At 71.8% G+C, this 25,817-nt stretch carries 21 protein-coding genes and 1 other RNA gene; 7 read left to right on the top strand and 15 right to left on the bottom strand.

Going from position 1 to position 25,817, the window contains the following annotated elements; translation table 11 throughout:
• The first annotated feature begins 75 nt into the window (after positions 1 to 75).
• The gene (gene lpdA, locus M3666_RS08465; RefSeq protein WP_066654046.1) at positions 76 to 1,449 is read left to right on the top strand and encodes a dihydrolipoyl dehydrogenase; all 1,374 of its coding nucleotides are present in this window, start codon (positions 76 to 78) and stop codon (positions 1,447 to 1,449) included.
• A 73-nt stretch (positions 1,450 to 1,522) separates the two neighbouring features.
• On the top strand, positions 1,523 to 3,019 hold the full coding sequence (gene sucB / locus M3666_RS08460; protein WP_251154988.1) for a 2-oxoglutarate dehydrogenase, E2 component, dihydrolipoamide succinyltransferase: 1,497 nt from the start codon (positions 1,523 to 1,525) through the stop codon (positions 3,017 to 3,019).
• A 145-nt stretch (positions 3,020 to 3,164) separates the two neighbouring features.
• On the opposite strand, the gene M3666_RS08455 is transcribed toward sucB, so the two are convergent.
• Positions 3,165 to 4,103: a hypothetical protein gene (locus tag M3666_RS08455; RefSeq protein WP_251154987.1), complete on the bottom strand. Its 939-nt coding sequence runs from the start codon at positions 4,101 to 4,103 to the stop codon at positions 3,165 to 3,167.
• A 127-nt stretch (positions 4,104 to 4,230) separates the two neighbouring features.
• Here M3666_RS08455 and M3666_RS08450 point away from each other — a divergent pair, with 127 nt between their 5' ends.
• A complete protein-coding gene (locus M3666_RS08450; protein WP_058728606.1) occupies positions 4,231 to 4,944 on the top strand; it encodes a DUF4191 family protein in 714 nt (237 codons plus the stop codon).
• A 361-nt stretch (positions 4,945 to 5,305) separates the two neighbouring features.
• Here the strand turns inward: M3666_RS08450 and M3666_RS08445 are convergent, their stop codons facing one another.
• Positions 5,306 to 5,776, bottom strand: coding sequence for an RDD family protein (locus M3666_RS08445; RefSeq protein ID WP_066654040.1), 471 nt, complete (start codon positions 5,774 to 5,776; stop codon positions 5,306 to 5,308).
• Between the two features lie 141 nt (positions 5,777 to 5,917).
• Here M3666_RS08445 and glnA (M3666_RS08440) point away from each other — a divergent pair, with 141 nt between their 5' ends.
• Positions 5,918 to 7,342: a type I glutamate--ammonia ligase gene (glnA, locus tag M3666_RS08440; RefSeq protein ID WP_066654038.1), complete on the top strand. Its 1,425-nt coding sequence runs from the start codon at positions 5,918 to 5,920 to the stop codon at positions 7,340 to 7,342.
• A 383-nt stretch (positions 7,343 to 7,725) separates the two neighbouring features.
• Here glnA (M3666_RS08440) and M3666_RS08435 read toward each other — a convergent pair whose 3' ends face one another.
• The 6 genes from M3666_RS08435 to M3666_RS08410 all read right to left on the bottom strand — a co-directional run bounded on the left by M3666_RS08435 (position 7,726) and on the right by M3666_RS08410 (position 17,372).
• Positions 7,726 to 9,150, bottom strand: coding sequence for a UDP-glucose/GDP-mannose dehydrogenase family protein (locus M3666_RS08435; RefSeq protein WP_209682874.1), 1,425 nt, complete (start codon positions 9,148 to 9,150; stop codon positions 7,726 to 7,728).
• Entirely contained in the window at positions 9,147 to 10,724 is a 1,578-nt protein-coding gene (locus M3666_RS08430) for a glycoside hydrolase family 26 protein (RefSeq protein WP_251154986.1), read from the bottom strand. The genes M3666_RS08435 and M3666_RS08430 overlap by 4 nt, the downstream gene beginning before the upstream one ends.
• Positions 10,717 to 12,321, bottom strand: coding sequence for a glycosyltransferase family 2 protein (locus M3666_RS08425; protein WP_251154985.1), 1,605 nt, complete (start codon positions 12,319 to 12,321; stop codon positions 10,717 to 10,719). The genes M3666_RS08430 and M3666_RS08425 overlap by 8 nt, the downstream gene beginning before the upstream one ends.
• 503 nt (positions 12,322 to 12,824) lie before the next feature.
• On the bottom strand, positions 12,825 to 15,797 hold the full coding sequence (locus tag M3666_RS08420) for a bifunctional [glutamine synthetase] adenylyltransferase/[glutamine synthetase]-adenylyl-L-tyrosine phosphorylase (protein WP_251154984.1): 2,973 nt from the start codon (positions 15,795 to 15,797) through the stop codon (positions 12,825 to 12,827).
• A 21-nt stretch (positions 15,798 to 15,818) separates the two neighbouring features.
• The gene (gene glnA / locus M3666_RS08415) at positions 15,819 to 17,156 is read right to left on the bottom strand and encodes a type I glutamate--ammonia ligase (RefSeq protein WP_066654028.1); all 1,338 of its coding nucleotides are present in this window, start codon (positions 17,154 to 17,156) and stop codon (positions 15,819 to 15,821) included.
• Between the two features lie 36 nt (positions 17,157 to 17,192).
• Positions 17,193 to 17,372 carry an SPOR domain-containing protein gene (locus tag M3666_RS08410; RefSeq protein ID WP_066654026.1) on the bottom strand — a complete coding sequence of 60 codons (180 nt, stop codon included), beginning with the start codon at positions 17,370 to 17,372 and terminating at the stop codon, positions 17,193 to 17,195.
• 647 nt (positions 17,373 to 18,019) lie between these two features.
• Here M3666_RS08410 and map point away from each other — a divergent pair.
• From map to rnpB, 3 genes are all read left to right on the top strand, one after another.
• Positions 18,020 to 18,883 (top strand): type I methionyl aminopeptidase, encoded by an 864-nt coding sequence (gene map / locus M3666_RS08405; protein WP_066658125.1) that lies wholly within the window; start codon positions 18,020 to 18,022, stop codon positions 18,881 to 18,883.
• Positions 18,884 to 18,911: 28 nt separating this feature from the next.
• The gene (gene ppgK / locus M3666_RS08400; RefSeq protein WP_066654024.1) at positions 18,912 to 19,661 is read left to right on the top strand and encodes a polyphosphate--glucose phosphotransferase; all 750 of its coding nucleotides are present in this window, start codon (positions 18,912 to 18,914) and stop codon (positions 19,659 to 19,661) included.
• 245 nt (positions 19,662 to 19,906) lie between these two features.
• An RNA gene (gene rnpB, locus M3666_RS08395) (RNase P RNA component class A) lies at positions 19,907 to 20,263 on the top strand.
• 99 nt (positions 20,264 to 20,362) lie between these two features.
• Here the strand turns inward: rnpB and M3666_RS08390 are convergent.
• The 7 genes from M3666_RS08390 to M3666_RS08360 all read right to left on the bottom strand — a co-directional run bounded on the left by M3666_RS08390 (position 20,363) and on the right by M3666_RS08360 (position 25,795).
• Positions 20,363 to 21,097, bottom strand: a complete 735-nt coding sequence (locus M3666_RS08390) for a zinc ribbon domain-containing protein (protein WP_066654022.1) — start codon at positions 21,095 to 21,097, stop codon at positions 20,363 to 20,365.
• Entirely contained in the window at positions 21,094 to 21,999 is a 906-nt protein-coding gene (locus M3666_RS08385) for a Nif3-like dinuclear metal center hexameric protein (RefSeq protein WP_066654021.1), read from the bottom strand. The genes M3666_RS08390 and M3666_RS08385 overlap by 4 nt, the downstream gene beginning before the upstream one ends.
• 39 nt (positions 22,000 to 22,038) lie before the next feature.
• Positions 22,039 to 23,169, bottom strand: coding sequence for a hypothetical protein (locus tag M3666_RS08380; RefSeq protein WP_066654019.1), 1,131 nt, complete (start codon positions 23,167 to 23,169; stop codon positions 22,039 to 22,041).
• 106 nt (positions 23,170 to 23,275) lie between these two features.
• A complete protein-coding gene (locus M3666_RS08375; protein WP_251154983.1) occupies positions 23,276 to 23,860 on the bottom strand; it encodes an alpha/beta hydrolase in 585 nt (194 codons plus the stop codon).
• Between the two features lie 78 nt (positions 23,861 to 23,938).
• Positions 23,939 to 24,904: an AraC family transcriptional regulator gene (locus M3666_RS08370; RefSeq protein WP_209682893.1), complete on the bottom strand. Its 966-nt coding sequence runs from the start codon at positions 24,902 to 24,904 to the stop codon at positions 23,939 to 23,941.
• A 142-nt stretch (positions 24,905 to 25,046) separates the two neighbouring features.
• Positions 25,047 to 25,460 (bottom strand): ATP-binding protein, encoded by a 414-nt coding sequence (locus M3666_RS08365; protein ID WP_066654013.1) that lies wholly within the window; start codon positions 25,458 to 25,460, stop codon positions 25,047 to 25,049.
• Positions 25,457 to 25,795: an STAS domain-containing protein gene (locus M3666_RS08360; protein WP_066654011.1), complete on the bottom strand. Its 339-nt coding sequence runs from the start codon at positions 25,793 to 25,795 to the stop codon at positions 25,457 to 25,459. Before M3666_RS08360 ends, M3666_RS08365 begins: the two co-directional genes overlap by 4 nt.
• Positions 25,796 to 25,817 lie beyond the last annotated feature (22 nt).

Below are 25,817 nucleotides of genomic sequence, written 5' to 3'. Positions count from 1 at the left end.
ACCGTCGGACGCCGCCGCCGCGGTGTCCAGTGGGGTCCGACCGGGATCCCGACACGCACGAGGGAGTTGCACCAGGTGACGGAACAGACTTACGACGTCGTGGTCCTCGGTGGCGGCAGTGGTGGCTACGCCGCTGCGCTCCGGGCCGCCGAGCTCGGTATGAGCGTCGCGCTCATCGAGGGAGACAAGCTCGGGGGGACCTGCCTGCACCGCGGCTGCATCCCGACCAAGGCGCTGCTGCACGCCGCCGAGGTCGCCGACGCCACCCGCGACGCGGAGAAGTACGGCGTCATCGCCGAGTTCGCCGGTGTCGAGGTGCCGAAGGTCATCGACTACCAGCAGGGCGTCATCAACTCGAAGTACAAGGGCCTGCAGGGCCTGGTCAAGGCGCGCGGCATCACCGTCGTCGAGGGCTGGGGCCGTCTGACCTCGCAGAACACCGTGCAGGTCGGCGACCAGACCGTCACCGGCAAGAACGTCGTGCTCGCCACGGGTTCGTACTCGAAGTCCCTGCCGGGCCTCGAGATCGGCGGACGCGTGATCACGTCCGAGACCGCGCTGAAGATGGACTACGTCCCGAACAAGGTCGTCATCCTCGGTGGTGGCGTCATCGGCGTCGAGTTCGCCAGCGTGTGGAAGTCGTTCGGCGCCGACGTCACGATCGTCGAGGGCCTGCCCCACCTCATCCCCGCCGAGGACGAGTCGATGTCCAAGCAGCTCGAGCGCGCCTTCCGCAAGCGCGGCATCGAGTTCTCGCTCGGCGTGCGCTTCGACCACGTCGACCAGCACGAGAACGGCGTCGTCGTGACGCTCGAGGACGGCAAGACCTACGAGGGCGACGTGCTCCTCGTCGCGGTCGGCCGTGGCCCGCTCACGCAGAACATGGGCTTCGACGAGGTCGGTGTCGCGATGGACCGCGGGTTCGTCACGACCGACGAGCGCCTCGCCACCAACCTGCCGAACGTCTACGCCGTCGGCGACATCGTCCCCGGCCTGCAGCTCGCGCACCGCGGCTTCCAGCAGGGGATCTTCGTGGCCGAGGAGATCGCGGGCCTGAAGCCCGTCGTCATCTCCGACACGAACATCCCGAAGGTGACCTACTCCGACCCCGAGGTCGCCTCGGTCGGACTCTCCCAGGCCAAGGCCGAGGAGGAGTACGGCAAGGACAAGGTCGACTTCTACGAGTACAACCTCGCGGGCAACGGCCGCAGCCACATCATCGGGACCTCCGGCGCCGTCAAGGTCGTCCGGGTCGTCGACGGACCGGTCGTCGGTGTCTCGATGATCGGCGCGCGCGTCGGCGAGCTCATCGGTGAGGCCCAGCTCGCGGTGAACTGGGAGGCGCACCCGGAGGACGTCGCACCGCTCGTGCACGCCCACCCGACGCAGAACGAGGCCCTGGGCGAGGCCTTCCTCCACCTCGCGGGCAAGCCGCTGCACGCGCTGTGACGACCACGTCCACCGTGCACACCGAGACAATGACAACCACCACCACAGCAACCCGCGAACAGGAGCCCACCCGATGAGCGAATCCGTCAACCTCCCGGCGCTCGGCGAGAGCGTCACCGAGGGCACGGTCACCCGATGGCTGAAGAACGTCGGTGACCGCGTCGAGGTCGACGAGCCGCTGCTCGAGGTCTCGACCGACAAGGTCGACACCGAGATCCCGTCGCCGATCGCCGGCGTCGTCGAGGAGATCCTCGTCCAGGAGGACGAGACCGTCGAGGTCGGCACCGCGCTGGTGAAGATGGGCGACGGGTCCGGATCGGACTCCGGTTCGTCGGACGACCAGGGTGCGGACCAGGACGCCGCAGCCGCCGAGGAGAGCGAGCCCGAGACGGCTCCGAGCACCGAGCAGGGCGAGGAGCAGAAGGCTCCGGAGCCGCAGCAGGCCGAGCCGGCGCCCGGTGGCCAGACGCAGCCCGCCGCCCCGCAGGCACCGTCGGCTCCGCCCGTCCCGCAGGCCGCTCCGGTCCCGCCGCCCGCCGCCGTGCCGGCAGCGGTCCCCGCGCCCGCCGCGGCTCCGGCTCCGGCCGCTGCTCCGGCGCCGGCCGCAGCCGGTTCCACCGCGTCGGCGTCGGTGCCGAACCCGAACCAGGACGCGTCGGCCTCCGGCTACGTCACCCCGCTGGTGCGCAAGCTCGCCAACGAGCAGGGCGTCGACCTGTCGACGGTCTCCGGCTCCGGGGTCGGTGGCCGCATCCGCAAGGAGGACGTGCTCGCCGCCGCCGCGAAGGCGTCGTCCGCCGGTTCGTCGGCTCCGGCCGCCGCGGCGTCCGGCCCGTTCGTGGCCGAGACCTCGCCGCTCCGCGGCACGCGCGAGAAGATGACGCGCCTCCGCAAGGTGGTCGCCGAGCGCGCCGTGCAGTCGATGACCTCGACCGCACAGCTCACCAGCGTCGTCGAGGTCGACGTCACGAAGGTCGCGCAGTTCCGCGACGCGAACAAGGCCGAGTTCCTCGAGAAGACCGGTTCGAAGCTCAGCTTCATGCCGTTCTTCGCCCTCGCGGCGTCCGAGGCGCTCAAGGCCCACCCGAAGATCAACTCCACGGTCGAGGGCGACGAGATCGTCTACCCGGACCACGAGAACGTGTCGATCGCGGTGGACACCGAGCGCGGCCTGCTCACCCCGGTGATCAAGGACGCGTCGGGGCTCTCGCTCGCCGACTTCTCGAAGGCGATCGCGGACCTGGCCGAGCGCACGCGCAACAACCAGCTCAAGCCGGACGAGCTCGCGGGTGGCACCTTCACACTGACCAACACCGGTTCGCGCGGCGCGCTGTTCGACACCCCCGTGGTGTTCCTGCCGCAGTCGGCGATCCTCGGCACGGGCATCGTCACCAAGCGTCCGGCGGTCGTGAAGGTCGACGGGCAGGAGGCGATCGCCGTCCGTTCGTTCGTCTACCTCGCACTGTCGTACGACCACCGGATCATCGACGGCGCCGACGCGTCGCGGTACCTCGTCGCGGTGAAGAACCGCCTCGAGGAGGGCAACTTCGGCCCGAACCTCGGCTACTGAGTCGTCGCTCCGATCCGCACCGGACGGCCCCGGTCCCCTCGTGGGACCGGGGCCGTCCGGCGTTCCACCGGGAGCGGCGGAGCCGGCCCGGTGCGTCGCGGGCCGGGGCGGTCCGGCGATCCTGCGGCCGCGGGCACGGGCACGGTCAGCGCAGACCGGTCGCTGCGGTCACGAGACCGCCCGCGACCACCGCGCCCACGAGGACGTGCCGGACCGGCACTCGGCGCTCCCGTCCCAGGGGGATCCCCTGCTCGACCAGGTCCCGCACCACCCGGGCGACCGAGTCGATCGCGTCCGTGGTGTCGTCCGGCAGACGCCCGACGCCGACGTGCTCCTCGTCGGGGAAGGCCAGGCCCGGTCTGCTCCAGCGCACTGGTCGGGGTGGCGCGACTCCGACGACGAGGTCGAGCGCGTCCGAGATCGTCCGAGCGTCCCCGTCCCGCGCGGCGTCGAGGACCGGGTCGAGCGTGCCGCGGGCGGGTGACCGCGCGTCCACACGGTCCCACACGCAACGGGCGGCGGTGACGAGCTGGCGGGCGCCGTCGAGGTCACGGGGAGACGGGAGCGGGTGCGCCGGCGGCGTGCACGCGACCCGCGAGGAGGCTGCTGCTGCCTCGGCCCGAGCGGCCGCCGTCGCCCGGGAGAGGATCCCGGCGGCAGGGGCCGTCGCCCGGGCGTCCGCACCGGGGTCAGCCGACGTGCGTGTCGTGCAGGCGACCGACGCCCCGGGAGGACGGTCGGCGACGACGATCGCTCCCGCTTCGTCGACGCGCACGGCGTCGAAGGGGACGGCTCCGAGCACGACCGCACCCGATCGTGCCCGCGCAGCGAGTTCGAGCAGGGGCACCGTCAGGGTGACCGCCACGCCCTCGGTCGGCGTGCCGAGTGCCTCCAGTGCGTCCTCGAGCGCGCGGGTCGACGGGTCGAGGACCTCGGCGGCGAGGTGGCCCTGCGGGCACCTGCCGACCCGGGTCACCGGAACGAGGTGCGGGCCGGCGCCGGCGGCGCGGTCGGCGACCCACCCCGAGAAGTCGGCGGGGTCCTGTGCACCGCACCACCGTCTGCTGCCCGCTGTCGTCGTCATGGTGACGAGCTTCGCGGAGGCCGGACGGGCCTCCCGGCCGGAGTGCGGTACCTGTGGACGGCGACGTTCGCCCACAGCCTGGGCACCAGCGGTCTGCGAGCGATGGTCGAGGCCGTATCCTGGTCGCATGGCACGCAGCACTCCCCAAGCAACGACGGCGAAGGAGCCGGGTCGTCTCAAGCAGATGTACCAGGTCTTCACCATGACCCGTCGGGCCGACCCGAAGTCCGTCTGGTGGTTCCTGCTGGCGTTCGTCGGCCCCGTCGTCGCGGGTGTCCTGCTCGCGCTGCTCCTGCCGGGCCAGAACTGGCTCGCGATCACGCTGTGGATCGTGGCCGGCGTGCTGCTCGGTGTGCTGCTCTTCCTCATCGTCCTCGGTCGGCTGGCGGAGCGTGCCGCCTACTCGCAGATCGCCGGGCAGCCGGGCGCCGTCGGCGCCGTGCTCTCGAACTCACTCCGCCGCCAGTGGCGATCGAGCGAGATGCCCGTCGCCGTGCACGGCCGGTCCCAGGCCGCCGTCTACCGCGCGGTCGGCACCCCGGGCGTGGTCCTCATCACCGAGGGGCAGCGGGGCAACCTCAAGCGCCAGGTGGACGAGGAGCGCCGCAAGGTCCAGCGGATCGTCCCGAACGTCCCCGTGCACGTGGTCCACGTCGACGACGACGAGGACGGCGTGACGCTGCACAAGCTCCCGCGGGCGATGAACAAGTACAAGAAGGCGCTCAACCGCAACGAGGTCCTGGCGGTCGCGAACCGTCTGGACTCCCTCACGCACAGCCCGGCGGCCGCGATCCCCAAGGGCATGGACCCGATGCGTGCGCGCGCCGGGCGTCCGCGCTGATCGTCTCCCCCGCGCTCCGAGCGACGACGCCCCCGACCGTGCCAGGTCGGGGGCGTCGCTGCGTGCGAGGCGCGTGCTCCTCGTGACTGTGGTCTCGTCGGAGCGCCGAGCTTGCCGGTGGTGCTGACAGGCAGAACGACACCGCCGCTGTCGTACGACAGCGATCTCGTCGTTCTCCCCCCGCCGCCGGGCGACCGCGGGCTGAACGACACCGCCGCTGTCGTGCGACAACGATCTCGTCGCTCCGCCCGTACCCGCCGGACCCGCGGGCAGAACGACACCGCCGCTGTCGTACGACGTCGACGATGTCGTTGCGCGTCGTTCGCACGCCACCGGCTCCGCGCGCGTCCGGCCGCGCCGGTCAGCGCCGGACGAGCACCGTCCCCGCGATGCGGTCGTGCGCACCACGGCTGTCACGGTCGATGATGAGCGCCGGGACGACCAGGCAGAGCAGCACGGTACGGACGACCGGTCGCCACACCCCGACGTAGCCGCCGCGGATCGGGACGACCCGCAGGCCGACGCACACGTGACCGAAGGAGCCCGAGAGCGTGCAGATGAACAGGACCTGCAGCACCGCGAAGATCGCGAGCTGGATCCACGTGTGCGCGATGTCGCCGGATCCCTCGAGCGGCGACCACACGCCGGTGACGTACGCCACGAGGTCGGCCAGGATGCCGTCGATGAGCAGCCCGACGACCCGGCGACCGATGCGGCCGACGCTGCGCGGCCCGTCCTCGGGGAGCCCGAGGTCCTTGCCCGGCCACCCGTCCGGGTGCTCCCCACCGGGGTGTGCGGACGACGCCGAGGGCGGGGTGGTGCTGCGGGCCATGCTCCAAGGGTAGGCGACTCCGTGCCCGTAACACGCACGAAACAATGCAGTCATGTCCGGGAAACCCGGTGTCAATAGCCTCGTCGGAGGGTGCACCCGCGGCACCTCCGACATCACCTACCCCCCAGGAGATCGACACACATGTTCACCGATTCCTCCGAGGTGCTCGCCTTCATCAAGGACACGGACGTCAAGTTCCTCGACATCCGCTTCACGGACCTGCCCGGTGTCCAGCAGCACTTCAACATCCCGGCGTCGACGGTCGACGAGGACTTCTTCTCGGTCGGACAGCTCTTCGACGGCTCCTCGATCCGCGGCTTCGCGTCGATCCACGAGTCGGACATGCAGCTCATCCCGGACGTGACGACGGCGTACATCGACCAGTTCCGCGCCGAGCGCACGCTGATCATGATCTTCGACATCTACAACCCGCGGAACGGCGAGATCTACGGCCGCGACCCGCGCCAGGTGGCGAAGAAGGCCGAGAAGTACCTCGCGTCGACGGGCATCGCGGACACCGCGTTCTTCGCGCCCGAGGCCGAGTTCTACATCTTCGACGACGTCCGCTACTCGGTGACCCAGAACAAGTCGTTCTACTCGGTCGACTCGGAAGAGGGCGCCTGGAACACCGGTCGCGAGGAAGAGGGCGGCAACCTCGCCAACAAGACCCCCTACAAGGGCGGGTACTTCCCGGTCTCCCCCGTCGACAAGACGGCCGACCTGCGCGACGACATCACGCTCAAGCTGATCGAGGCGGGCTTCGAGCTCGAGCGCTCGCACCACGAGGTGGGCACCGGCGGCCAGCAGGAGATCAACTACAAGTTCGACACGATGGTCCACGCCGCGGACGACATCCTGAAGTTCAAGTACATCGTCAAGAACACGGCCGACCAGTGGGGCAAGGTCGCCACGTTCATGCCGAAGCCGCTGTTCGGCGACAACGGCTCGGGCATGCACACCCACCAGTCGCTCTGGAGCGACGGCAAGCCGCTGTTCTACGACGAGAACGGCTACGGCGGCCTCTCGGACGTCGCGCGCTGGTACATCGGTGGCATCCTGAAGCACGCCCCGGCGCTGCTCGCCTTCACGAACCCGTCGATCAACTCCTACCACCGTCTGGTCAAGGGGTTCGAGGCTCCGGTCAACCTGGTCTACTCGGCCGGCAACCGCTCCGCCGCGATCCGCATCCCGATCACGGGCACGAACCCGAAGGCGAAGCGCATCGAGTTCCGCGCGCCGGACGCCTCGGGCAACCCGTACCTCGCCTTCGCGGCGCAGCTGATGGCCGGCCTCGACGGCATCCAGAACCGCATCGAGCCGCACGAGCCGGTGGACAAGGACCTCTACGAGCTCCCGCCGGAGGAGGCCAAGGGCATCCCGCAGGTGCCGGGCTCCCTCGATGAGGCGCTCGAGGCGCTCGAGGCGGACCACGAGTTCCTCACGAAGGGCAACGTCTTCACCGAGGACCTCATCCAGACGTGGATCGACTACAAGCGTGAGAACGAGATCCTCCCGCTCGCGCAGCGTCCGCACCCGTTCGAGTACGAGCTGTACTTCGGCGTCTGATCCTCGCTGACACCACGAAGGCCCCGCTCCGGTTCCGGTGCGGGGCCTTCTGCGTGCGGGGCGCGTCGTGCCGTCGTGGTGACCGCCTGGAGGCCCGGTGCCGGTCCGGCGGACCGACACCGGGCCTCCAGACAGTCGCCTGCTGTGCGCCCGTTCCTTCCCATGACGCGCGCGATGGCGGGCGGGAACGGGCGTACCTGGTCGGAACGAACCACCTGGTACGCCCGGAAGGACCAGCCACGCCCGGAAGGACCAGGTACGCCCGGAAGGACCAGCCACGCCCGGAAGGACCAGGTACGCCCGGAAGGACGAGGCACGCCCGGACGCACAGGAGCGGGGTCCCTGCCGCCCCCGGCACGGACCCCGCTCCTGCGCGGTGACGACTAGCGCGCTGCGGCCAGCACGTCGTTCGACCCCGCCGCCACGCTCACGGCCGAGCTCGCGACCGGTGTGGGCCGCCCCAGGGAGCGGACGGACCACCCGGCCTCGACCCAGTCGGCGACCGGGAGGCAGTTGCGGGCGTCGATGACGGTGCGACGGCCGACGATGCCGCCGAGCGACACCGGCGACGCCTGCACGATCTCGTCCCACTCCGTCAGGACGAGCACCACGTCCGCACCCTCGACCGCGTCCTCCTTCGTCGCCGCGTAGGACAGCGTCGGGAAGGAGCGACGAGCGGTCTCGTTCGCCTCCGGGTCCCACAGCGTGACCTGCGCGCCGCGGAGGTGCAGCGCCGCAGCGACGTTGAGCGCCGGCGAGTCCCGGACGTCGTCGGTGAGGGGCTTGAACGCGGCTCCGACCACGGCCACGCGGCGGTTCAGCACGGAACCCCCGAGCGCCTCGATCGTCATGTCGATGACCCGTTCGCGCTGCCCCATGTTGATCTCGTCGACCTGCTGCATCAGTCCGACGACCCGACCGGCGCCGATCTCGTTCGCACGGTGCATGAGCGCACGGATGTCCTTCGGCAGGCAGCCGCCGCCGAAGCCGAGCCCGGCGTTCAGGAACTTGCGCCCGATGCGGACGTCGTGCCCGAGAGCGTCGGCGAGCGTGGTGACGTCGGCACCGGTGATGGCGCACATCTCGGAGATCGCGTTGATGAAGGAGATCTTCGTCGCGAGGAACGCGTTCGCGCTGACCTTCACGAGCTCGGCGGTCGCGAGGTCCGTCGTGATGACCGGCGTGCCCTCGGCGATCGGTGCCGCGTAGACCTCGCGGATCACCGCGTCCGCCGCCGCCGACGCGCCGCCCCAGACCAGACGGTCGGGGTGCAAGGTGTCGTCGACGGCCTTGCCCTCGCGGAGGAACTCCGGGTTCCAGACGAGCTCCGCCTGGATGCCGGACGGGCTGAACTCGCGGACGATCCCGCGCAGTCGCTCCGCCGTCCCGACGGGCACCGTGGACTTGCCGACGATGAGCCCCGGGTGGGTGAGGTGCTCCGCGACACCGCGGGTGGCGGCCTCGACGTAGGTCAGGTTCGCAGCGTGCGACCCGGCCTTCTGCGGCGTCCCGACGCAGACGAAGTGGACGTCCGCGGCGGCGACGGCCTCGGCCAGGTCGGCGGTGAACCGGAGCTTCCCGGTGGCGACGTGCTTCGTGATGAGCTCGGGCAGGCCGGGCTCGTAGAACGGCACCTCGCCGGCGGACAGGGCGGCGAGCTTCGCGGGGTCGACGTCCACGCCGATGGTCTCGAAGCCCATCTCGGCCATGGCGGCCGCGTGGGTGGCGCCGAGGTATCCGGTGCCGATGACACTGATGACGGGAGCCGGCCGCACGTCGGCGGCGTCGGTCTTCTTCTGAGCGGTCACTGCTTGACCTCCTGCAGGTCGTAGTCGGTGTCGGTGCGGGCGATGCCCTCGGCGAAGGTCGCCAGGCTGTCGGCGCGGGAGTCGAGGCGCCAGTCGTTCGTGGTGCGGGCGCCGTCGACGATGGTGGTGGCCACCTGGCTGAAGTACGCGAAGCCGATGACGTCGCGGTTGGCGGGGTCGGCGAGGGCGTCGAAGAGCGAGTCGATCCACTGCGACTTCTGGCTGTCCGAGACGCTGCCGCCGGTCTCGGTGGCGCCGATCTCGTTGAGCAGGACGTGCTTGCCCGGCGCGACCTGCCGGAGCTGCGCGAGGGTCGCTCCGAAGGTGTTCTGGAAGGTGGGCTGCTCGGTGGCCGTGCGGTAGTAGCCGCTCATGCCGACCCAGTCGACGTAGTCGGCGCCCGGGTAGTACTGCCGCATGTAGTCGAGCGTCTGGTACTTCGGGTTGCCGAGCTTGTCGATGCGCGACGGCGACCAGTTCCAGATGACGTAGTCGTTCGCTCCGTTGGCCTGGAAGACGTCGTGCACGTGCTGCCACATGGCGACGTACGACCCCGGCGCGTTCTGCTGCTTCGACCCCTCGGACCAGTTGTACCACTGGCCGTTCATCTCGTGGTCGAGGCGGATGACGACGGGCATCCCGTTCGCCTTCAGCGCCCTCGCGTAGGACGCGAGGTAGTCGTCGAACTTCCCGGAGACGATGTCCTGGTTCGTGTAGCCCTCGACGTACGGCTGGTCGTTCCCGGTCTTCGCGGGCACGGTCTCCCACGTCATCATCGGCAGGCGGCCGTTCGCCCACGACCGCTGGACGGCGCTGGCATTGAAGTCCTGGTCGAACCCCTGGAAGTAGCCCACCATGTTCGTGGCCCGGCCGACCTCCTGCGAGACGCGGTCGTACTCGGCCCAGTTGAAGGGCGACTGCGTCGTGTAGAGCCCGTACCAGCGGGACTGCTGACCGAGGATCTGCGCCTTGGTCGGGGTCGTGATCGGTTCGGACGCGACCGGGTCCTTCGACGGGCCCGCGGTCCCGCCGCTCCCGCCCGTCCCGTCGGAGGCGCCCGAGCCCGCGCCCGAACCGGAGCCGGAGCCCCCGCCCGAGCCGGCGCCGGAGTCGGAGGCGCCGGCGGCCGTCCCCGCAGCGCTCCCGCTCGGACCGGACCCGCCGGAGGAACCCGCCGGGCCCGACCCCCCGGCGGACGCCTTGCCGCCGCTCGTCGCAGCGCCGAGGTCGGACTGCAGCGAGGCGATCTGCGCCTTCAGGCGGGTGATCTCCTCGGCACGCGACCCGGCCTGCGCTCCCGAGGAGTCGAGCTTGCCCTCGAGCTTCCAGATGGTCTGCTGCGCCGCGTCGAGCTTCGCGCTGAGTTCGGCGGCTGTGGGCTGCTTCGCCTTCGGCGGGGTGACGCCGAGGGCGGTCTGCACCGCGCTCGACACCGGGCCGGCCGGCGACACCCACACGGTCCAGGTGATCAGGCCGAGCACCAGGACGATCGCGACCGTACCGATCGCGGTGCGACGGGCGTGCTTGCTCGACTGGGCCCACCACGTGCTGGTGGAACGGATGAGGTCAGACAATGAGGAACGCCTCCAGTGCGAGGATCGCGAACCCGATGAGGTACGGGATCGCGGCGTACGGGTTGCGACGGCGGGCCTTCGCCGACGCCGGACGGACAGGCGCGGCGGGGGCCGCAACGGCCGCCGCCGCCGATCGCCGGGTGGCGAGGACCGTCGCGGTCGAGTTGGTCGTGGCGTCGGCGCCGAAGAGCTCGTCGAACGCGCGGTCGGCCGCGGCCTGGTCGCCGACGTCGACCCGGGACCGGGCGACGTCGGTGCGGTCCGCCGGTGGCAGCCCGGCGTCGACCGGGCTGACCGGCGTGCCGGTGGCGGTCGGCTGGACGGCGGCCGCCGGGTCTTCCTCCATCGGTCCCCCGGCGTACGCGCCGGCGCGGGTGCCCCAGCCGCTGGCGTGCGCCAGGCGGAAGAAGCCGATGAGCCGGATCGGCATGAGGAAGAACGTCGACACGATGATGAACATCGGCAGCCGGAAGAAGTCGCTCGGCTTCTCGGCGAGGTGGCGCATCTGGCGGACCGCCATGCTCAGCACGCTGGAGACGACCATGAGCCCGGCGACGTAGACGAAGCCCGTCGAGAAGCCGTACTGCTGCAGGATGCCCTGGTACAGGTTCTCGCCCTGCCCGGTCACCGCGCGGTAGATCCAGCCGGCGATCACGCCGAAGAGCATGAACGGCAGGATGATGTCGGTGAGGAAGAACACCGCCAGGATCGGCGCGTGACCGAGCATCCACGGGAGCATGCGCAGCGTGTTGTACTGCGAGCCGCGGGCCCAGCGCAGTTGCTGCTTGAACAGCTTCTTCACCTGCAGCGGTGCGTCCGTGTAGACCAGCGACGTGTACTGGTAGACGGTCCGGTAGCCCTCCTTGAGGGTCAGGTTCGTCAGGGTGCGGTCGTCGGACACCTCGAGGAAGACACCCATGAACTCCTCGTGCATGAACCGGTCCATGACACGGGCGAGGATGTTCCGGCGGAAGGCTATGGTGCGCCCGGGCAGGCACCCGATCTGGCCGAGCACGCTCTGCGCCGGCATCGAGTAGAGCGCCCGCGAGTTCTCGAGCCAGTCGGCCCACCGGGTGATCCACGAGCGCGTCGGCTCGAGGATGCGCTGGCGGGTGGTGACCCCGCCGACGGACTCGTCGGCGAAGGGCTTGAGCAGCTCGGAGAGCGTCCCCGGGGTCCACACCGTGTCCGAGTCGACGAGCACGGTGATGTCGCCCGTCGACATCTCGGTGCCGACCTTGACGGCGTTGCGCTTGCCCGGGATCGGCGTGTGGGTCCAGCGGACGAGCGGGGCGAACTCGTCGCAGACCTGCTCCAGCGCCTCGTTCCTCGCGCCGTTGATGACGACGATGATCTCGCCCGGCCCCTGCTCGACCATGCGGCCGATCACGTCACGGAAGAGGTCGATCGGCTCGTCGACGACGGGGACGACCACGCTGGTCGTCCCGACGAAGGTGCCGGTGTAGGGGCGGTAGCGGGCGGACAGGACGACCTTGAGCAGCCAGAGCAACCAGATCACCGCGGAGTACACGGCGAACAGGTAGAACTCGGGGTGCCCTTCGACCATCTGCCGGATCTGCAGAATGAAGGTGAACATCGATCCCTGCTTCAACGTTCGAGGTGGGGATTCCGCTTCATCGAGGAACCGTGGGCGGTTCGGGTGAGCCCATTGAGGCAGAAGCTGGGTGGCACCGCAACGCGACCCCTGTCCGGGGGTGTTTCCAGGAGGTCACGGGGTACAACGCAGTCCCCCTCGCGGCAGACCGCGGCTGTCCGCACTGCTGCTGACAGCAGGAATGTGGACCGGTCCACCGCCGTCCGGAGCGCAACAGCAGCCGATGACGGCCCGGGAGGCGGGGCTCCTCAGTGTAGGAAACCCCAGGTCGAAGGGCATGTACCCCCGTCCGGGGGGTGCCTGGCCGGGGCCGCTGCCGCCCCGGTCCGCAGCCCCCGATCACGGTCCGGTCTCGACGGGTGGGCCCGTGCCGGTCGGGGTACAGCGCGGCAGCCGTCGGGGGACGGCGGACGACATCAGGAATTCATCGACGACGACGTGTCACGTTCCCCCGCGGACGTCGGTCCGGGCGTGTCGCCCCACCCTCAGGCGCCGTAGAACTCCCGCTCGAAGACCTGGCGAGCGCGCCGTGTGACGCCGAGGTAGTCGTCCTCGAGCCGGGACGCCGATCCGGGCGGGTACTCCATCAGGCGCGCGATGCCCTCGAGCTGCACCCGGTCGACGGGCAGCACGTCGGTCGTCTTCCCGGACCAGAGCACGAGGGCGCTCCGGGTGCGGGACGCGAAGCGCCAGGCGGCGCCGAGGCGGTCGGCGTCCTCCGCCGCGACGAGTCCGGCGGCGGTGGCGGCGTCGAGCGCCTCGAGCGTCGAGGTGGTCCGGAGCCCGGGCACCGTCGTCGCGTGCTGCAGCTGCAGCAGCTGCACGAACCACTCCACGTCGCTGAGGGACCCGCGGCCGAGCTTCAGGTGCCGCGCTGGGTCGGCTCCGCGTGGCAGCCGCTCGGACTCGACGCGGGCCTTGATGCGCCGGACCTCGCGGACCGCCTGCTCGTCGATGTGCTCCGGGTACCGGGTCCGGTCCGCCAGGTGCTCGAAGTCCCGCAGGAGTCCGTCGTCGCCGACGGCACCACGGGCCCGGAGGAGCGCCTGCGCCTCCCACGTCAACGACCACCGGGCGTAGTACGCGCCGTACGATTCGAGCGTCCGCACCACCGGTCCGTTCTTCCCCTCCGGACGCAGGTCGATGTCGAGCTCGAACGGGTGGATGGCGTCGTCGGTCAGCCGCGACAGCTCACGGACGATGCGCTGCGCCGCCCGCGAGGCCTGCTCCGACTCGAGGCCCTCCGGCGCCCGGTACACGTAGAGCACGTCGGCGTCGGACCCGAAGCCGAGCTCCCGGCCACCGAAGCGTCCCATCGCGACGATGCCGAACGCGAGGTCCTCGGGAGCGTCCCGCCGCGCGAGGGTGAGCGCTCCGGTCAGGGTCGCCTCGGAGACGTCGGACAGCGCCGGACCGAGTGCGTCCACGTCGAGGTGGCCCAGCACTGCGGCCATGCCGAGCCGGAGCGTCTCGCGACGTCGGGCGGACCGGACGAGGGCGGCGGCACCGTCGACGTCGTCACCGTGTCGGGCGGTCGTCGCGGCGTGTTCGGCGAGCAGGGACGCCAGCGGTCGGGGCCGGAGGAGCGTCTCCGGTTCGTCGAGCCACGCGACCGCTTCGGGGAAGCGCTCGAGCAACCCGGCGAGGAACGCCGACTCGGACAGCACGGTCGTCAGGGAGTGCGCGGCGCCCGACGAGTCGCGGAGCATGCGGAGGAACCAGCTCGACTCCCCCAGCGTGTCGCTGAGGCGCCGGAACGCCAGGAGCGCCCGGTCCGGAGCCGGCCCCTCGGCCATCCACCGCAGGAGCACGGGGAGCAGGTTGCGCTGGATCGCGGCCCGCCGGCTCGTGCCCTGCGTGAGCGCGCGGATGTGGCCGAGCGCGCCCGAGGGGTCCGCGAAGCCGATCGCGCCGAGGCGGTCGGCCGCCTGGTCGTTCGTCAGGACGATGTCACCGTCGGTCGCGGCCACCGCCGAGAGCAGCGGTCGGTAGAAGAGCCGCTCGTGGAGCCCGCGGACCTCGAGCTTCACACTGCGCCACCGCTGCTCGAGCGCCGACGCCGAGGTCGCGAGCCCGGTCGAGCGTGCGAGCACCCGGAGCTCGTCCTCGTCGGAGGGCATGAGGTGCGTGCGCTGCAGTCGTCGGAGCTGGATGCGGTGCTCGAGGAGGCGCAGCAGGGCGTAGTCGGGGCCGAAGCGTGCGGCCTCGGGTCGGCCCACGTACCCGGCGGCGGCCAGGGCGTCCATCGCCTCGAGCGTCGAGCGGACCCGCACGGTGTCGTCGTCGCGGCCGTGCACGAGCTGCAGGAGCTGCACGGTGAACTCGACGTCGCGCAGCCCGCCCGGCCCGAGCTTGATCTGCCGGTCGACCTCGTCGTCCGGGATGTGCTCGGTGACGCGTTCCCGCATCCGCTGCACCGACTCGACGAACCCGGGCCGGCCGGCGGAACTCCAGACGAACGGGGCGACCGCTGCGGCGTAGCGCTCCCCCAGGTCCCGACTGCCGGCGATCGGCCGCGCCTTGAGCAGCGCCTGGAACTCCCACCCCTTCGCCCAGCGCTCGTAGTACGCCACGTGCGAGTCGAGCGTCCGGACGAGCGCGCCGTCCTTGCCCTCCGGCCGCAGGTTGGCGTCGACCTCCCACAGTGCCGGTTCGGCCGCGAGGTCGGTGATGGCGTGCGTCGCCGCGATCGCCAGCCGCGTCGCGATGAGGACGGCGCGGTCGGTTCCGACGCCGGAGCCGGTCTCGTCGTCACGGGTCGACTCGGTGACGAAGATGACGTCGACGTCGCTGACGTAGTTGAGCTCGCGTGCGCCGGCCTTCCCCATGCCGATCACGGCGAGCGGGGTGGCCTCGACGTCGGCGGCGGGGAACGGGACCTCGCGCCGGGCGACGGCGACCGCCGCCTCGAGCGCCGCGCCGGCCAGGTCGGCGAGCCCCGCGGCGACCGCCGGGAACGCCTCGGTCGGGGCGGGGTGCAGCACGTCGAACAGGGCGATCTGCGCCAGGTGCCGCCGGTAGCGCACCCGCAGCCGGAGGCGGGCGTCCTCACCGGTGGCGTCCGCGACCGCCTCGGCCAGCGACTCCGTGTACGCCTCCTGCGACCACGGCGGGGTGACCGGCTCGAGCAGCAGCGCGATCTCCGCCGGACGACGGTGCAGGAACTCCCCGAGCCCCGTCGACGCACCGAGCAACCGGACGAGCCGCTCGGTGGCCGCCCGGTCCGACAGGACCGGCCGCAGCTCGTCCGGCGCACGCTCGAGGAGCCGCTCGAGCAGCCGGAGCGCACCGTCGGGATCGGCCGTGGACTCCCACAGGGCCGGGGCGTCGGCGACCGGCACCCGTAGGTCGGGGCCGAACCGGGCCTCCAGGCCGGCGATCCGCTCCAGGCTCTCCGACAGCTCCGCGAAGCCCAGGCGGGCCATCTCGGAACGGGACGTCTTCGTCCGACCGGTCATGGGTGGCGCACCGGGCGGCTGCTAGAGCGCGCCGAGGTTCGTGCGGAGCTCGAACGGCGTGACCTGGTCGCGGTAGGCCTTCCACTCCTGCCGCTTGTTGAGCAGCACGAAGTTGAAGACCTGCTCGCCCAGGGTCTCGGCGACGAGCTCCGAGTCCTCCATCAGACCGAGCGCGTGGTCGAGGCTGGCCGGGAGCTGCTTGTAGCCGAGGGCCTTGCGCTCGGCGTCGGACAGGCTCCAGACGTTGTCCTCGGCCTCCGGCGGGAGCTCGTAGCCCTCGTCGATGCCCTTGAGGCCCGCCGCGAGGAGCAGCGAGTACGCCAGGTACGGGTTCGCGGCGGAGTCGATGCCGCGGTACTCGACGCGGGCGGACTGGCCCTTGTTCGGCTTGTACAGCGGCACGCGGACCAGGGCCGAACGGTTGTTGTGGCCCCAGGTCACGAAGGACGGGGCCTCGTCACCGCCCCACAGGCGCTTGTACGAGTTGACGAACTGGTTCGTCACGGCGGTGATCTCCGGCGCGTGCCGCAGCACACCGGCGATGAAGTGCTTCGCGGTCTGCGACAGCTGGTACTCGCCGCCGGCCTCGTAGAAGGCGTTCTGGTCGCCCTCGAAGAGCGACACGTGCGTGTGCATGCCGGAGCCGGGCTGCCCCGACAGCGGCTTCGGCATGAAGGTCGCGTAGACGCCCTGCTCGATCGCGACCTCCTTCACCACCGTGCGGAAGGTCATGATGTTGTCCGCCATCGTCAGCGCGTCGGCGTAGCGGAGGTCGATCTCGTTCTGCCCGGGGCCGGCCTCGTGGTGGGAGAACTCCACCGAGATGCCGAGGTCCTCGAGCATGCGCACCGAGCGGCGGCGGAAGTCGTGGGCGCTGCCGCCGGGGACGTTGTCGAAGTAGCCGGCCTGGTCGACGGGCTGCGGGCCGCCGTCCGCCCAGTCGCGGCTCTTCAGCAGGTAGAACTCGATCTCGGGGTGCGTGTAGAAGGTGAACCCACGGTCACTCGCCTTCGCCAGCGTCCGCTTCAGCACGTTGCGAGGGTCGGCGACGGCGGGCTGGCCGTCGGGCGTCGTGATGTCGCAGAACATCCGCGCCGTCGGGTCGACCTCGCCCCGCCAGGGCAGGATCTGGAACGTCGAGGGGTCCGGGTGCGCCAGGACGTCGGCCTCGTAGGAGCGCGTGAGGCCCTCGATCGCGGAGCCGTCGAACCCGATGCCCTCCGCGAAGGCCCCCTCGACCTCGGCCGGGGCGATCGCGACGGACTTCAGCGTGCCGATGACGTCGGTGAACCAGAGTCGGATGAACTTGATGCCCCGCTCCTCGATGGTGCGGAGCACGAAGTCCGTCTGCTTGTCCATGGACGCCCTTTCCGTGGTGCTGCTGGGGCTCCCAGCCTATTGGTCCGCGTCGTCCCAGCGCTCGTTGTTCGCCTTGATGCGGTCCAGGGCGTGTTGCGCGTCCTCGCGGGTGTCGAACGGGCCGATGCGGTCGCGCTGCGGCGACTGCGGGCCCTGCTCCACCTCGTGCGTCTTCTCGTTGAACCACCACTGGGACTCGATGCGTTCGTCGCTCATGGCGCCACCGTACCCACGGCGGTCGGGCGGTGCCCGCGCGCGACGGGTGCGGGGTCCGCAGCCGAGTCTCGGGCTTGGCGACGGTCCTCGGGCACCGGGGCGCGCGATCGGTCGCTCAGCTCGAGACTCGCGGGGTCGCGGACCGGGGACGGTCGCGGGGAACGGCCGGGCGGTGGGGGTGACCGGCGTGGAGGCGCGGTGCCGGTCCGGCGGGCGGGCACCGCGCCTCCAGGCCGTCGCGTCGGGCGCGGGGCGCTGGGCGGGCGGTCCTGAGGGCGGGTTCGAGCCGGGGCGTCGCCGGTGCCCCGCGCGGCGCCGCGAGACGCCGGCGTCACCGCCGGACGCCCTCGGCACCGCGAGACGCCGCCGGATCTCGCGGCGTCTCGGCACGGACGGGGCGTCTCGCACCGACGCCGGCGTCTCCCGCACGTGCCGGTGGGCGCGGCGTCTCGGCACCGGCGAGGGCGGCTCGCGCACGTGTCGGTCGGCGCGGCGTCCCGGCACCGGCGAGGCGTCTCGCACCGACGCCGGCGTCTCGCGCACGTGCCGCGTCTCGCGCACGTGCGGGGCGTCTCGCGCGGCCGCCGGCGGCTCGGCGCCGACGCCGGCGGGACGGCGGCCTGCCGCACCCGGTTAGAGTGGTCGGCATGCCCCGGGACGAACACGGACACCTGACCGCCGGCCGGATCTCCCCCCAGCGCCCCGTGCCGAAGGACATCGAGCGTCCCGAGTACGTCGGGCGCGTCGAGCCCCACGAGCACGGACTCGGTGACACGTACACGCCGGACGAGGTCGAGCTGATCCGGGCCGCGGGACGCATCGCCTCGCAGGCAATCGACGCCGTCGGGGACGCCATCCGCCCCGGGGTCACCACCGACGAGCTCGACCGGATCGGCCACGAGTTCGTCGTGTCCCACGGGGCCTACCCCTCCACGCTCGGCTACCGCGGGTACCCCAAGTCGCTCTGCTCGAGCCTGAACGAGGTCATCTGCCACGGCATCCCGGACGACACCGTGCTGCAGGAGGGTGACCTGGTCAACATCGACATCACCGCCTACAAGGACGGCATGCACGGCGACACGAACCGCACGTTCGTCGTCGGGCAGGCGTCGCAGGAGGTGCAGGACCTGGTCGATCGCACCCGCACCGCGCTCGAGCGCGGGATCAAGGCCGTGGCCCCCGGACGGCAGGTCAACGTCATCGGACGAGCGATCGAGGCCTACGCGAAGCGCTTCGGCTACGGCGTCGTCCGTGACTACACCGGTCACGGCGTCGGTCGGGCCTTCCACTCCGGGCTGATCATCCCCCACTACGACGCGCCGCGCTTCGACGACGTCATGGAGCCGGGCATGGTGTTCACCATCGAGCCCATGCTCACGCTCGGCGGCATCGAGGCCGACATCTGGTCGGACGACTGGACCGTCAGCACCCGCGACAAGTCCTGGACCGCACAGTTCGAACACACCCTCGTCGTCACCGAGCGCGGCGCGGAACTCCTCACCGTCTCCTGACGGACACTCTCGAAAGGCACCGCTTCTCATGACCTCCCTCGCAGTCGGCGTCGACATCGGCGGTACGGGCATCAAGGGCGCGATCGTCGACGTCGCCACCGGCGAGCTCACGACCGACCGGATCAAGAAGGCCACCCCCGAGGGCGGCAAGCCGCACGACATCGTCGCGGTCGCCAAGTCGATCCTCGACGAACTCGCTCCGGCGGCCGACGTGCCCGTCGGGGTCTGCTTCCCCGCGATCGTCCGTGACGGCAAGACCATGTCGGCTGCGAACGTGTCGAAGAAGTGGATCGGCTTCGAGGCCGAGGCGCTCTTCGAGAAGGAGCTCGGTCGTTCCATCCACTTCGTCAACGACGCCGACGCCGCCGGGTTCGCCGAGCAGCAGTTCGGCGCGGCGAAGGGCAAGGACGGGCTCGTGGTCGTCACGACCCTGGGGACCGGGATCGGCACGGCGCTGATCAACGACGGCGTGCTCATCGTCAACTCCGAGCTCGGCCACCTGGAGATCGACGGGCACGACGCCGAAACGAAGGCCTCGTTCGCGGCCAAGGAGCGGGACGAGCTGTCCTGGAAGCACTGGGCGAAGCGCCTGCAGAAGTACTACTCGACGCTCGAGGCCCTGCTCTCCCCCGAGCTCTTCGTGGTCGGCGGCGGTGTGTCGAAGCACCACGAGGAGTTCCTGCCGCTGCTCGACCTGCAGGCGGACATCATCCCCGCGACCCTCCGGAACAACGCCGGCATCATCGGGGCAGCGACCCTGGCGGCGCGCAGCAAGTAGGCTGCGCTGCCGACAGCGCTGCTCCTGCCCGTCCGCCGGCGGCCGGCTCCGGCTGTCCGGCGAGCGAGCAGGACATGCCGCGCGTGCTCCGACGACCGGGTGCGATCGGTCGGGTGTCAGCGTCGAGCGTGACAGATCTGGCCCGCTCGGCGAACGACGGCGGGACAGGAGGAGGCCGGACGGCGGAACCGTCGGCAGCAGGCGGGCGCGGGACGGGGTCGGCAGCGGTAGACTCGGGGGTGCGAACGGGTCGGTGAGACGGTCGCGTCACTCCCCCGGGAGTGCCGAGGAACGTCCGGGCTCCACAGAGCAGGGCGGTGGGTAACACCCACCCGGAGCAATCCGCGAGACAGTGCCACAGAAAGCAGACCGCCGGCGGCGACGTCGGTAAGGGTGAAACGGTGGTGTAAGAGACCACCAGGGGTCCGGGTGACCGGATCCGCTCGGTAAACCTCGCCCGGAGCAAGGTCAGACAGAGGACGACGAGGCTGCTCGCTGAGTCCTCGGGTGGACCGCTGGAGGCCGGCGGCAACGTCGGTCCGAGAGAGATGGCCGTCACCGCGAGAGCGGGACAGAACCCGGCGTACGGCCGGCCCGTTCGCACACACGACACCACGAGCGCGCCCCGCGCGTCCCCACCGACGACGGACGGGAGGCTCGTGGCGGTGTCGCCACGAGCCTCCCGTCCGGTGGTCCCGCGTCTACAGGCCGGACTCGGCCGTGCGCACCAGGATCGCGTCGCTGTCGGGGCAGAGAACGACGTCGTCGGGCGCGGCCCGACGGATGTCCTGCAGGTCCGAGTTCGTGAGGGTCACGCCCGAGGCGGTCGAGACCCCGCCCTGCAGCAGCGACGCACCGAAGCCGTAGCGGGCACGCTGCCGGTCGTACAGCGCCAGCAGGTCCGCGGGCACCTTCGTGGCGACGGCCGCACGGCTCTGGACCGCCGACTCGCGGTCGGCCTCGGCACGGGCGATCTCGGAGTCACGTTCCGCGACCAGGGTGGCACGGTCCGCCTCGACCCCGGCGAGCTTCGCCTCGATGTCCCCGACGCGAGCGCGGTGCACGTCGAGCTGCTCCATCACCTCGAGCTCGGCGGTCTCCAGGTCGCCGATGCGGCGACGGAGGGACTCCATCTCGCTCTCGAGCCCGGCGGCGTCCTTCGCGCTGGAGACGTTCTGCAGCATCGTCGTGTCGCGCTCGATGCGGGCCTGCGCCGTCGCGGTGTCCGACTCGAGGCGTGTCCGTTCCCGTTCGGCGTCCTCGACCTGGCCGGTCGCGGCGGCGAGTTCGGCGCGCAACGAGGCGGCGGTCGTGCCGAGCTCCGTGAGCCGATCGCCCTTCTGCAGGGCGGTGATGCGGTGCGACAGACGGGTCACGTCGTTGTCGAGGCGCTGGAGGTCGAGGAGGACGACCTGGTCCTCGGGTGCTGCCTTCACGGTCGGTCTCCTTCGGGGGCGGGGGTGGGAGCGGCGGTACCGGTCGAGCCGGAGCCGTCCGCAGCGGTCGGTCCGGGTGTCGGCTCGGCCGCGGGCAGGACGGCGAAGTCCCAGGGGTCGGTGCGCAGGTCGCTGACGGTCACGCGGACGCCGGCGAGTCGTCGGAGCTGCTCGGCGGCGACGTCGAGCCAGAGCCACTCGGTCGCCCAGTGCGAGGTGTCCACCAGCGCCGGGCCGTCGACGAGCAGGGCCTGCTCGCGGAACTCCGAGGCGGGGTGGTGCCGGAGGTCGCTCGTGACGTAGACGTCGGCGGTGCGGACCGCGGCGTTGCCGAGGTAGGCGTCGCCGGCCCCGGCGCACAGCGCGACCGTGCGGACGGGCCGGTCGAAGTCGCCCGAGACCCGGACCCCGGTCGCCGTCGGCGGCAGGAGGTCGACGAGCTGCCGGGTGAGCGCGCCCAGGGTGGTCCCGTGCGGCAGGACCCCGACACGACCGATGCCGGTGCCGGGATCGGCGCCCGGCTCGAGCGGCCGCTGCTCGGAGAGGCCCAGCCGGTCCGCGAGCACGGCCGAGGTACCGGTCGTCACGACGTCGGCGTTCGTGTGCGCGGCCAGCAGGGCGGTCCCGCCCCGCACGAGTGTCGCGAGGACCCGTCCCTTGGCGGTCGTCTCGTCGATCGTGGTGACGCCGCGGAGCAGGAGCGGGTGGTGGGTGAGGAGCAGGTCGGCACCCACGGCGACCGCCTCGTCTGCCGTGGCCGGCACGGCGTCGACGGCGAGGTGGACGTGCTCGACCGGCTGGTCCGGGTGCCCGGAGACGAGCCCCACGGCATCCCAGGACTCGGCGCCGGCGGAGGGCCACAGGTCCTCGATCACGGCCTGGAGTTCGCGGAGCGTCGGCATCCCGTCAGTCTACCGAGCCGCAGGCGGGGTCCGGGTCGCTCAGCGGCGGCCGAACAGGGACCGCAGACGTGCCACGAGGCGAGCCCACCAGCCGGGTCCGGTGCTGTCCGTCGCCGGCGCGTGCTCGTCGTCGTGGCTCGCCGTGGTCTCGCTCGCGGGCAGGGCCACCGCCTCGGGCAGCACGACCGGCGTGCTCGCCGTCGCACCGGTGTGCGCGGTCAGCGCGGCCGCGAAGGCAGCCCGGTCGATGACGGTGGGCCCGGTGGCCGGCTGGACGAGCGGAGCGGGCCGGGTCGCGGCCGACAGGGGCGAGCCGACCGGGAGGCCCAGCACCGGCCGGACCGGCAGCTCGCGGCCCGGGGTGGTCGCCGCAGCGTCGACGGCACCCGAGCCCGTGGTCGCGAGGACCCCGGTCGTGGTCGGTGCGGTCGTGGCCCGCTGGACGGGTCGCGTCGGGGTCGCGACGTCGGTCCGGGGTGCGGCGGCGCGCGGGGCGGCTGCTGCACGCACCGGCGTCGGCACCGGTGCTGTGGCGGCGCGTCGGGCGGCGGCACGATCACGGCGCGCGACCTCGTCCGCTGCGTCGGCGAGCAGGTCCGCGAAGACGGCGCGGGCGAACGCGCGCGCGGCGTCGACCTCGGCGTCGTCGAGGTGGGCGACGGTGGCCTCCCAGGCGGCGAGGCGCGCGAGGTCCTCGTCGCGGCGGCGGACCTCGTCCTCGAGCAGCACGATGCGGTCGATCGTGGTGCGGCCGCTCGTGGCGGAGACCTCGACCGCCAGGTCCTCGATGCGCAGGGCGATCCGGGCGGGCGGCTCGGGGAACGACGGGGCGCAGGCCGCCACGTGTCGTGCACGGTCACGACGACGGAAGGCGGTGGGCTCCGAGTGCTCGGCGGCGGGCGCGGCAGCGGCGGGTACGAGCGCGGGTGCGGGTGCGTCCGACGCCGACCCGGGCTCGGGCTCGGCAGCAGCCGTACCAGGGCCGACGGGCACGGCAGGCTCGGCGACGGCGTCCGTGGTCACCGGGCGCTGCACCGGACCCGTGACCGGCGGCACCACGAGGTCCGCCAGGTACGGCGTACGGGTGGCCGGGACGTCTCGGAGCCACTCCTCGAGCTCGCGACCGAACGGGTCGACGAGGGGGGTGCGCGCACCGGGCTGGGTCTCCATGTGACGCAGGATAGATATCACGCGCGCCGGATGCGGGGAGATCCGCGGTGTGTCGCGCATCCCGCACTCTCGGACGTGACGTACCGGGTCGGAGATGAGCGGCGTGTCAGGGCCTCGGGAGCGACTCCGCGAAGTCGTCGAGCAGGCGCCGACCCTCGTCCCAGGCACCGACACCGCTCGCGACGTTCACGTGCTGCCGGTCCCCCACCCGGACCACCCGGGACCCGAGCGTGCCGGCGAACGCGACGGCTCGGTCGACGGAGCAGTACGGGTCGTCGTCGCTGACCACGAGCACGGTCGGTACCGCGACGGGTCGGCGCGGAGCGCGGAAGCCGGCAGCCTCGGCGGGGAACACCGGCGCCCCGGGGTCCGGGGGTGCCACCAGGAACGCGCCGACGACCCGCTCGTGAGCGCCGTCGACGACGTGCTCTGCCAACCAGTCGGCCACCGCCAGGACGCCCAGGCTGTGCGCGACGAGCACCGGCGGCCGGGAGCAGGCGTCGACGGCCTCGGTGATCGCCCGGCTCCAGTCGCCGGGCTCCGGGTCCGACCAGGACCTCGGTGCGATGCGTACCGCACCGTCGGCGCGCTCGTCCTGCCAGCGGGACTGCCAGTGCTCGGGGTCAGACCCCCAGATGCCCGGGACGACGACCCAGGGGTGCCGGTCCGCCGGGCGCAGCTGCTCCTCCATCCGGGCAGCGTAGCGGGCATCCGGGCAGCGGAGCGGGCATCCGGGCAGCGGAGCGGGCAGCCCTGGCGGCGACGGCCGTCAGCTGTGCAGGGTGTCGCGCGGGTACTCGCCGAACCGCGCCGAGTAGGCAGCCGAGAACCGACCGAGGTGCGCGAAGCCCCACCGGACCGCGACCGCGGCGACCGTGAGCTCCCCCGGGGTGCCCCGGTGGAGCTCCTCGCGCACGCGGTCCATCCGGATGCCACGGAGCATGGCGTTCGGGGCGGTCCCGACCTGCCGCTGGAACGCCTGCTGCAGCCCGCGGACGCTGAGTCCGACGTGTTCGGCCACGTCGGTGGTCGTGATCGGGGTGTGCGCGTAGGCGTGCATGTACTCGACCGCTTCGCGGACCCGGCTCGTCGCACCCTGCGGCATCGGGACCTCGGGCGCGATCTGCTCGTGCGGGAAGGTCCGCAGCATCGCGAGTGCGGTCTCGCGTGCGGTCTCGGCCATGACGAGCGGTGAGGGAGCCGCGGGGCCGAGGACGACCTGCGCGGCCCGTCGGACCTGTGCGTTCCACACCCGCAGGTCCTCGGCGTGCGGTCTCGCGGTGTGGTCGAAGACGATCGCGCCCGCCTGCCCGCCGTGCTCCTCCGCCGCGATGCCCTCGAGGAACCTCCGGTCGAAGTGCACGAGGTTCTGCCGGACGTCCTCGACCTCGAAGACGAAGGGCCGACCTGCCGGGAACACGAGCGCGTGCCCGGGAGCGAAGGACGCCTCGTCCCGACCGACGTCGACCGTGCCTCCGCCGTCGGTCGCCCACATGACGGCGTAGTCGTCGCCGGAGGACGCCTCACCCGTCGCGTGCGCGTCGAAGTGGGTCGACCGGAACGACATCGACGCGTCACCGACCGCCTTGAAGCGGTACCCGAACGACCGCGCGGTGTGGCGCGCAGCGAAGTGCGCGCCGTCGTACGCGTCCGAGAAGAGCTGGAGCGCCGCGCCGAGGTCGGTCCCCACGGCTTCGTAGCGCATCCGGGTGTCAGCGCGCGTCTCGGTCGTCACCGGACCGAGCGTGACACGACATCGCCGGTCCCGCATGCGCACCGTCCCGGGGTGCGCGGACCGGCTCCTCCCGTGCGGGAAACGGATGATGCGCGGGCCGGACGCGGAGACCGGTCAGCGGCGACCGGTCAGCGGCGGCCGGTCAGCGGCGGCCGCGCCGGACGACCCATCGGTTCCGGTCGTCGACCCGCTCGTAGCGCAGGTCGTCGACGACCATCTGCACGAGCGCGAGCCCGCGGCCGCCCTCGGCCAGCGCGTCCGGCAGGTGCGCCGCCGACGGGTCGACCAGGACCGGCACACCGTCGTCGGACAGCGACACCGTGACCTCGTCCGGGCCGACGTCCATCCGGAGCGAGCAGGACACCGGACGACCGCCGGCTCCGTGCTCGATGACGTTCGAGGCGAGCTCGACGAGGGCGAGTTCGAGCGCCATGCGGTCCTCGAGGGACAGCTCGGGCTCGTGTGCCCACACCGAGGACAGGAACGTGTGCACCGCCGTGACGTCGTCGGGCGGGCAGGCGAGGTCGAGGACGTGCTCGCCGGTGGCCACGGTCATGCCCAGTTCGTCACCGCGGCGTCCCCGTCCGGGTACGTCCGCAGGATCTTGTCGATGTTGGAGAGCTTGAGCACCATCTGCACCTGCTCGGAGGGGGCGGCGAGCCGCAGGTCTCCCCCGGCCTGGCGCGCGGTCTTCAGGCAGCCGACCAGGGCGCCCAGTCCGGACGAGTCCATGAACTCGACGCCGGAGAGCTCGACGACGAGACGCGAGCGTCCGCCCTCGACGACCTTCGCCACGGTCTCGCGGAAGGCTCCCGCGCTCACCATGTTGAGTCGTCCGCTGCACTCCAGCACGGCGGTGTCGTCTGTCGCCTCGTGTACGACGATGTCCATGCAGGGGCCTCCTCGGTTCGGT

The organism is Curtobacterium sp. ODYSSEY 48 V2 (assembly GCF_023712625.1).
Lineage (GTDB): Bacteria > Actinomycetota > Actinomycetes > Actinomycetales > Microbacteriaceae > Curtobacterium.
The sequence above is the reverse complement of the archived record's forward strand: the minus strand, read 5'-3'. Positions and strand labels throughout refer to the sequence as shown.

Coding starts and splice junctions, on each gene's coding strand:
- glnA (WP_066654038.1), top strand. CDS start 5,918: ATGTTCACCGATTCCTCCGAGGTGCTCGCCTTCATCAAGGACACGGAC.
- M3666_RS08420 (WP_251154984.1), bottom strand. CDS start 15,797: ATGACCGGTCGGACGAAGACGTCCCGTTCCGAGATGGCCCGCCTGGGC.
- M3666_RS08360 (WP_066654011.1), bottom strand. CDS start 25,795: ATGGACATCGTCGTACACGAGGCGACAGACGACACCGCCGTGCTGGAG.
- M3666_RS08425 (WP_251154985.1), bottom strand. CDS start 12,321: ATGTTCACCTTCATTCTGCAGATCCGGCAGATGGTCGAAGGGCACCCC.
- M3666_RS08445 (WP_066654040.1), bottom strand. CDS start 5,776: ATGGCCCGCAGCACCACCCCGCCCTCGGCGTCGTCCGCACACCCCGGT.
- M3666_RS08380 (WP_066654019.1), bottom strand. CDS start 23,169: ATGGAGACCCAGCCCGGTGCGCGCACCCCCCTCGTCGACCCGTTCGGT.
- sucB (WP_251154988.1), top strand. CDS start 1,523: ATGAGCGAATCCGTCAACCTCCCGGCGCTCGGCGAGAGCGTCACCGAG.
- M3666_RS08450 (WP_058728606.1), top strand. CDS start 4,231: ATGGCACGCAGCACTCCCCAAGCAACGACGGCGAAGGAGCCGGGTCGT.
- M3666_RS08365 (WP_066654013.1), bottom strand. CDS start 25,460: ATGACCGTGGCCACCGGCGAGCACGTCCTCGACCTCGCCTGCCCGCCC.
- glnA (WP_066654028.1), bottom strand. CDS start 17,156: ATGGACAAGCAGACGGACTTCGTGCTCCGCACCATCGAGGAGCGGGGC.
- M3666_RS08385 (WP_066654021.1), bottom strand. CDS start 21,999: ATGCCGACGCTCCGCGAACTCCAGGCCGTGATCGAGGACCTGTGGCCC.
- ppgK (WP_066654024.1), top strand. CDS start 18,912: ATGACCTCCCTCGCAGTCGGCGTCGACATCGGCGGTACGGGCATCAAG.
- map (WP_066658125.1), top strand. CDS start 18,020: ATGCCCCGGGACGAACACGGACACCTGACCGCCGGCCGGATCTCCCCC.
- M3666_RS08455 (WP_251154987.1), bottom strand. CDS start 4,103: ATGACGACGACAGCGGGCAGCAGACGGTGGTGCGGTGCACAGGACCCC.
- M3666_RS08410 (WP_066654026.1), bottom strand. CDS start 17,372: ATGAGCGACGAACGCATCGAGTCCCAGTGGTGGTTCAACGAGAAGACG.
- M3666_RS08375 (WP_251154983.1), bottom strand. CDS start 23,860: ATGGAGGAGCAGCTGCGCCCGGCGGACCGGCACCCCTGGGTCGTCGTC.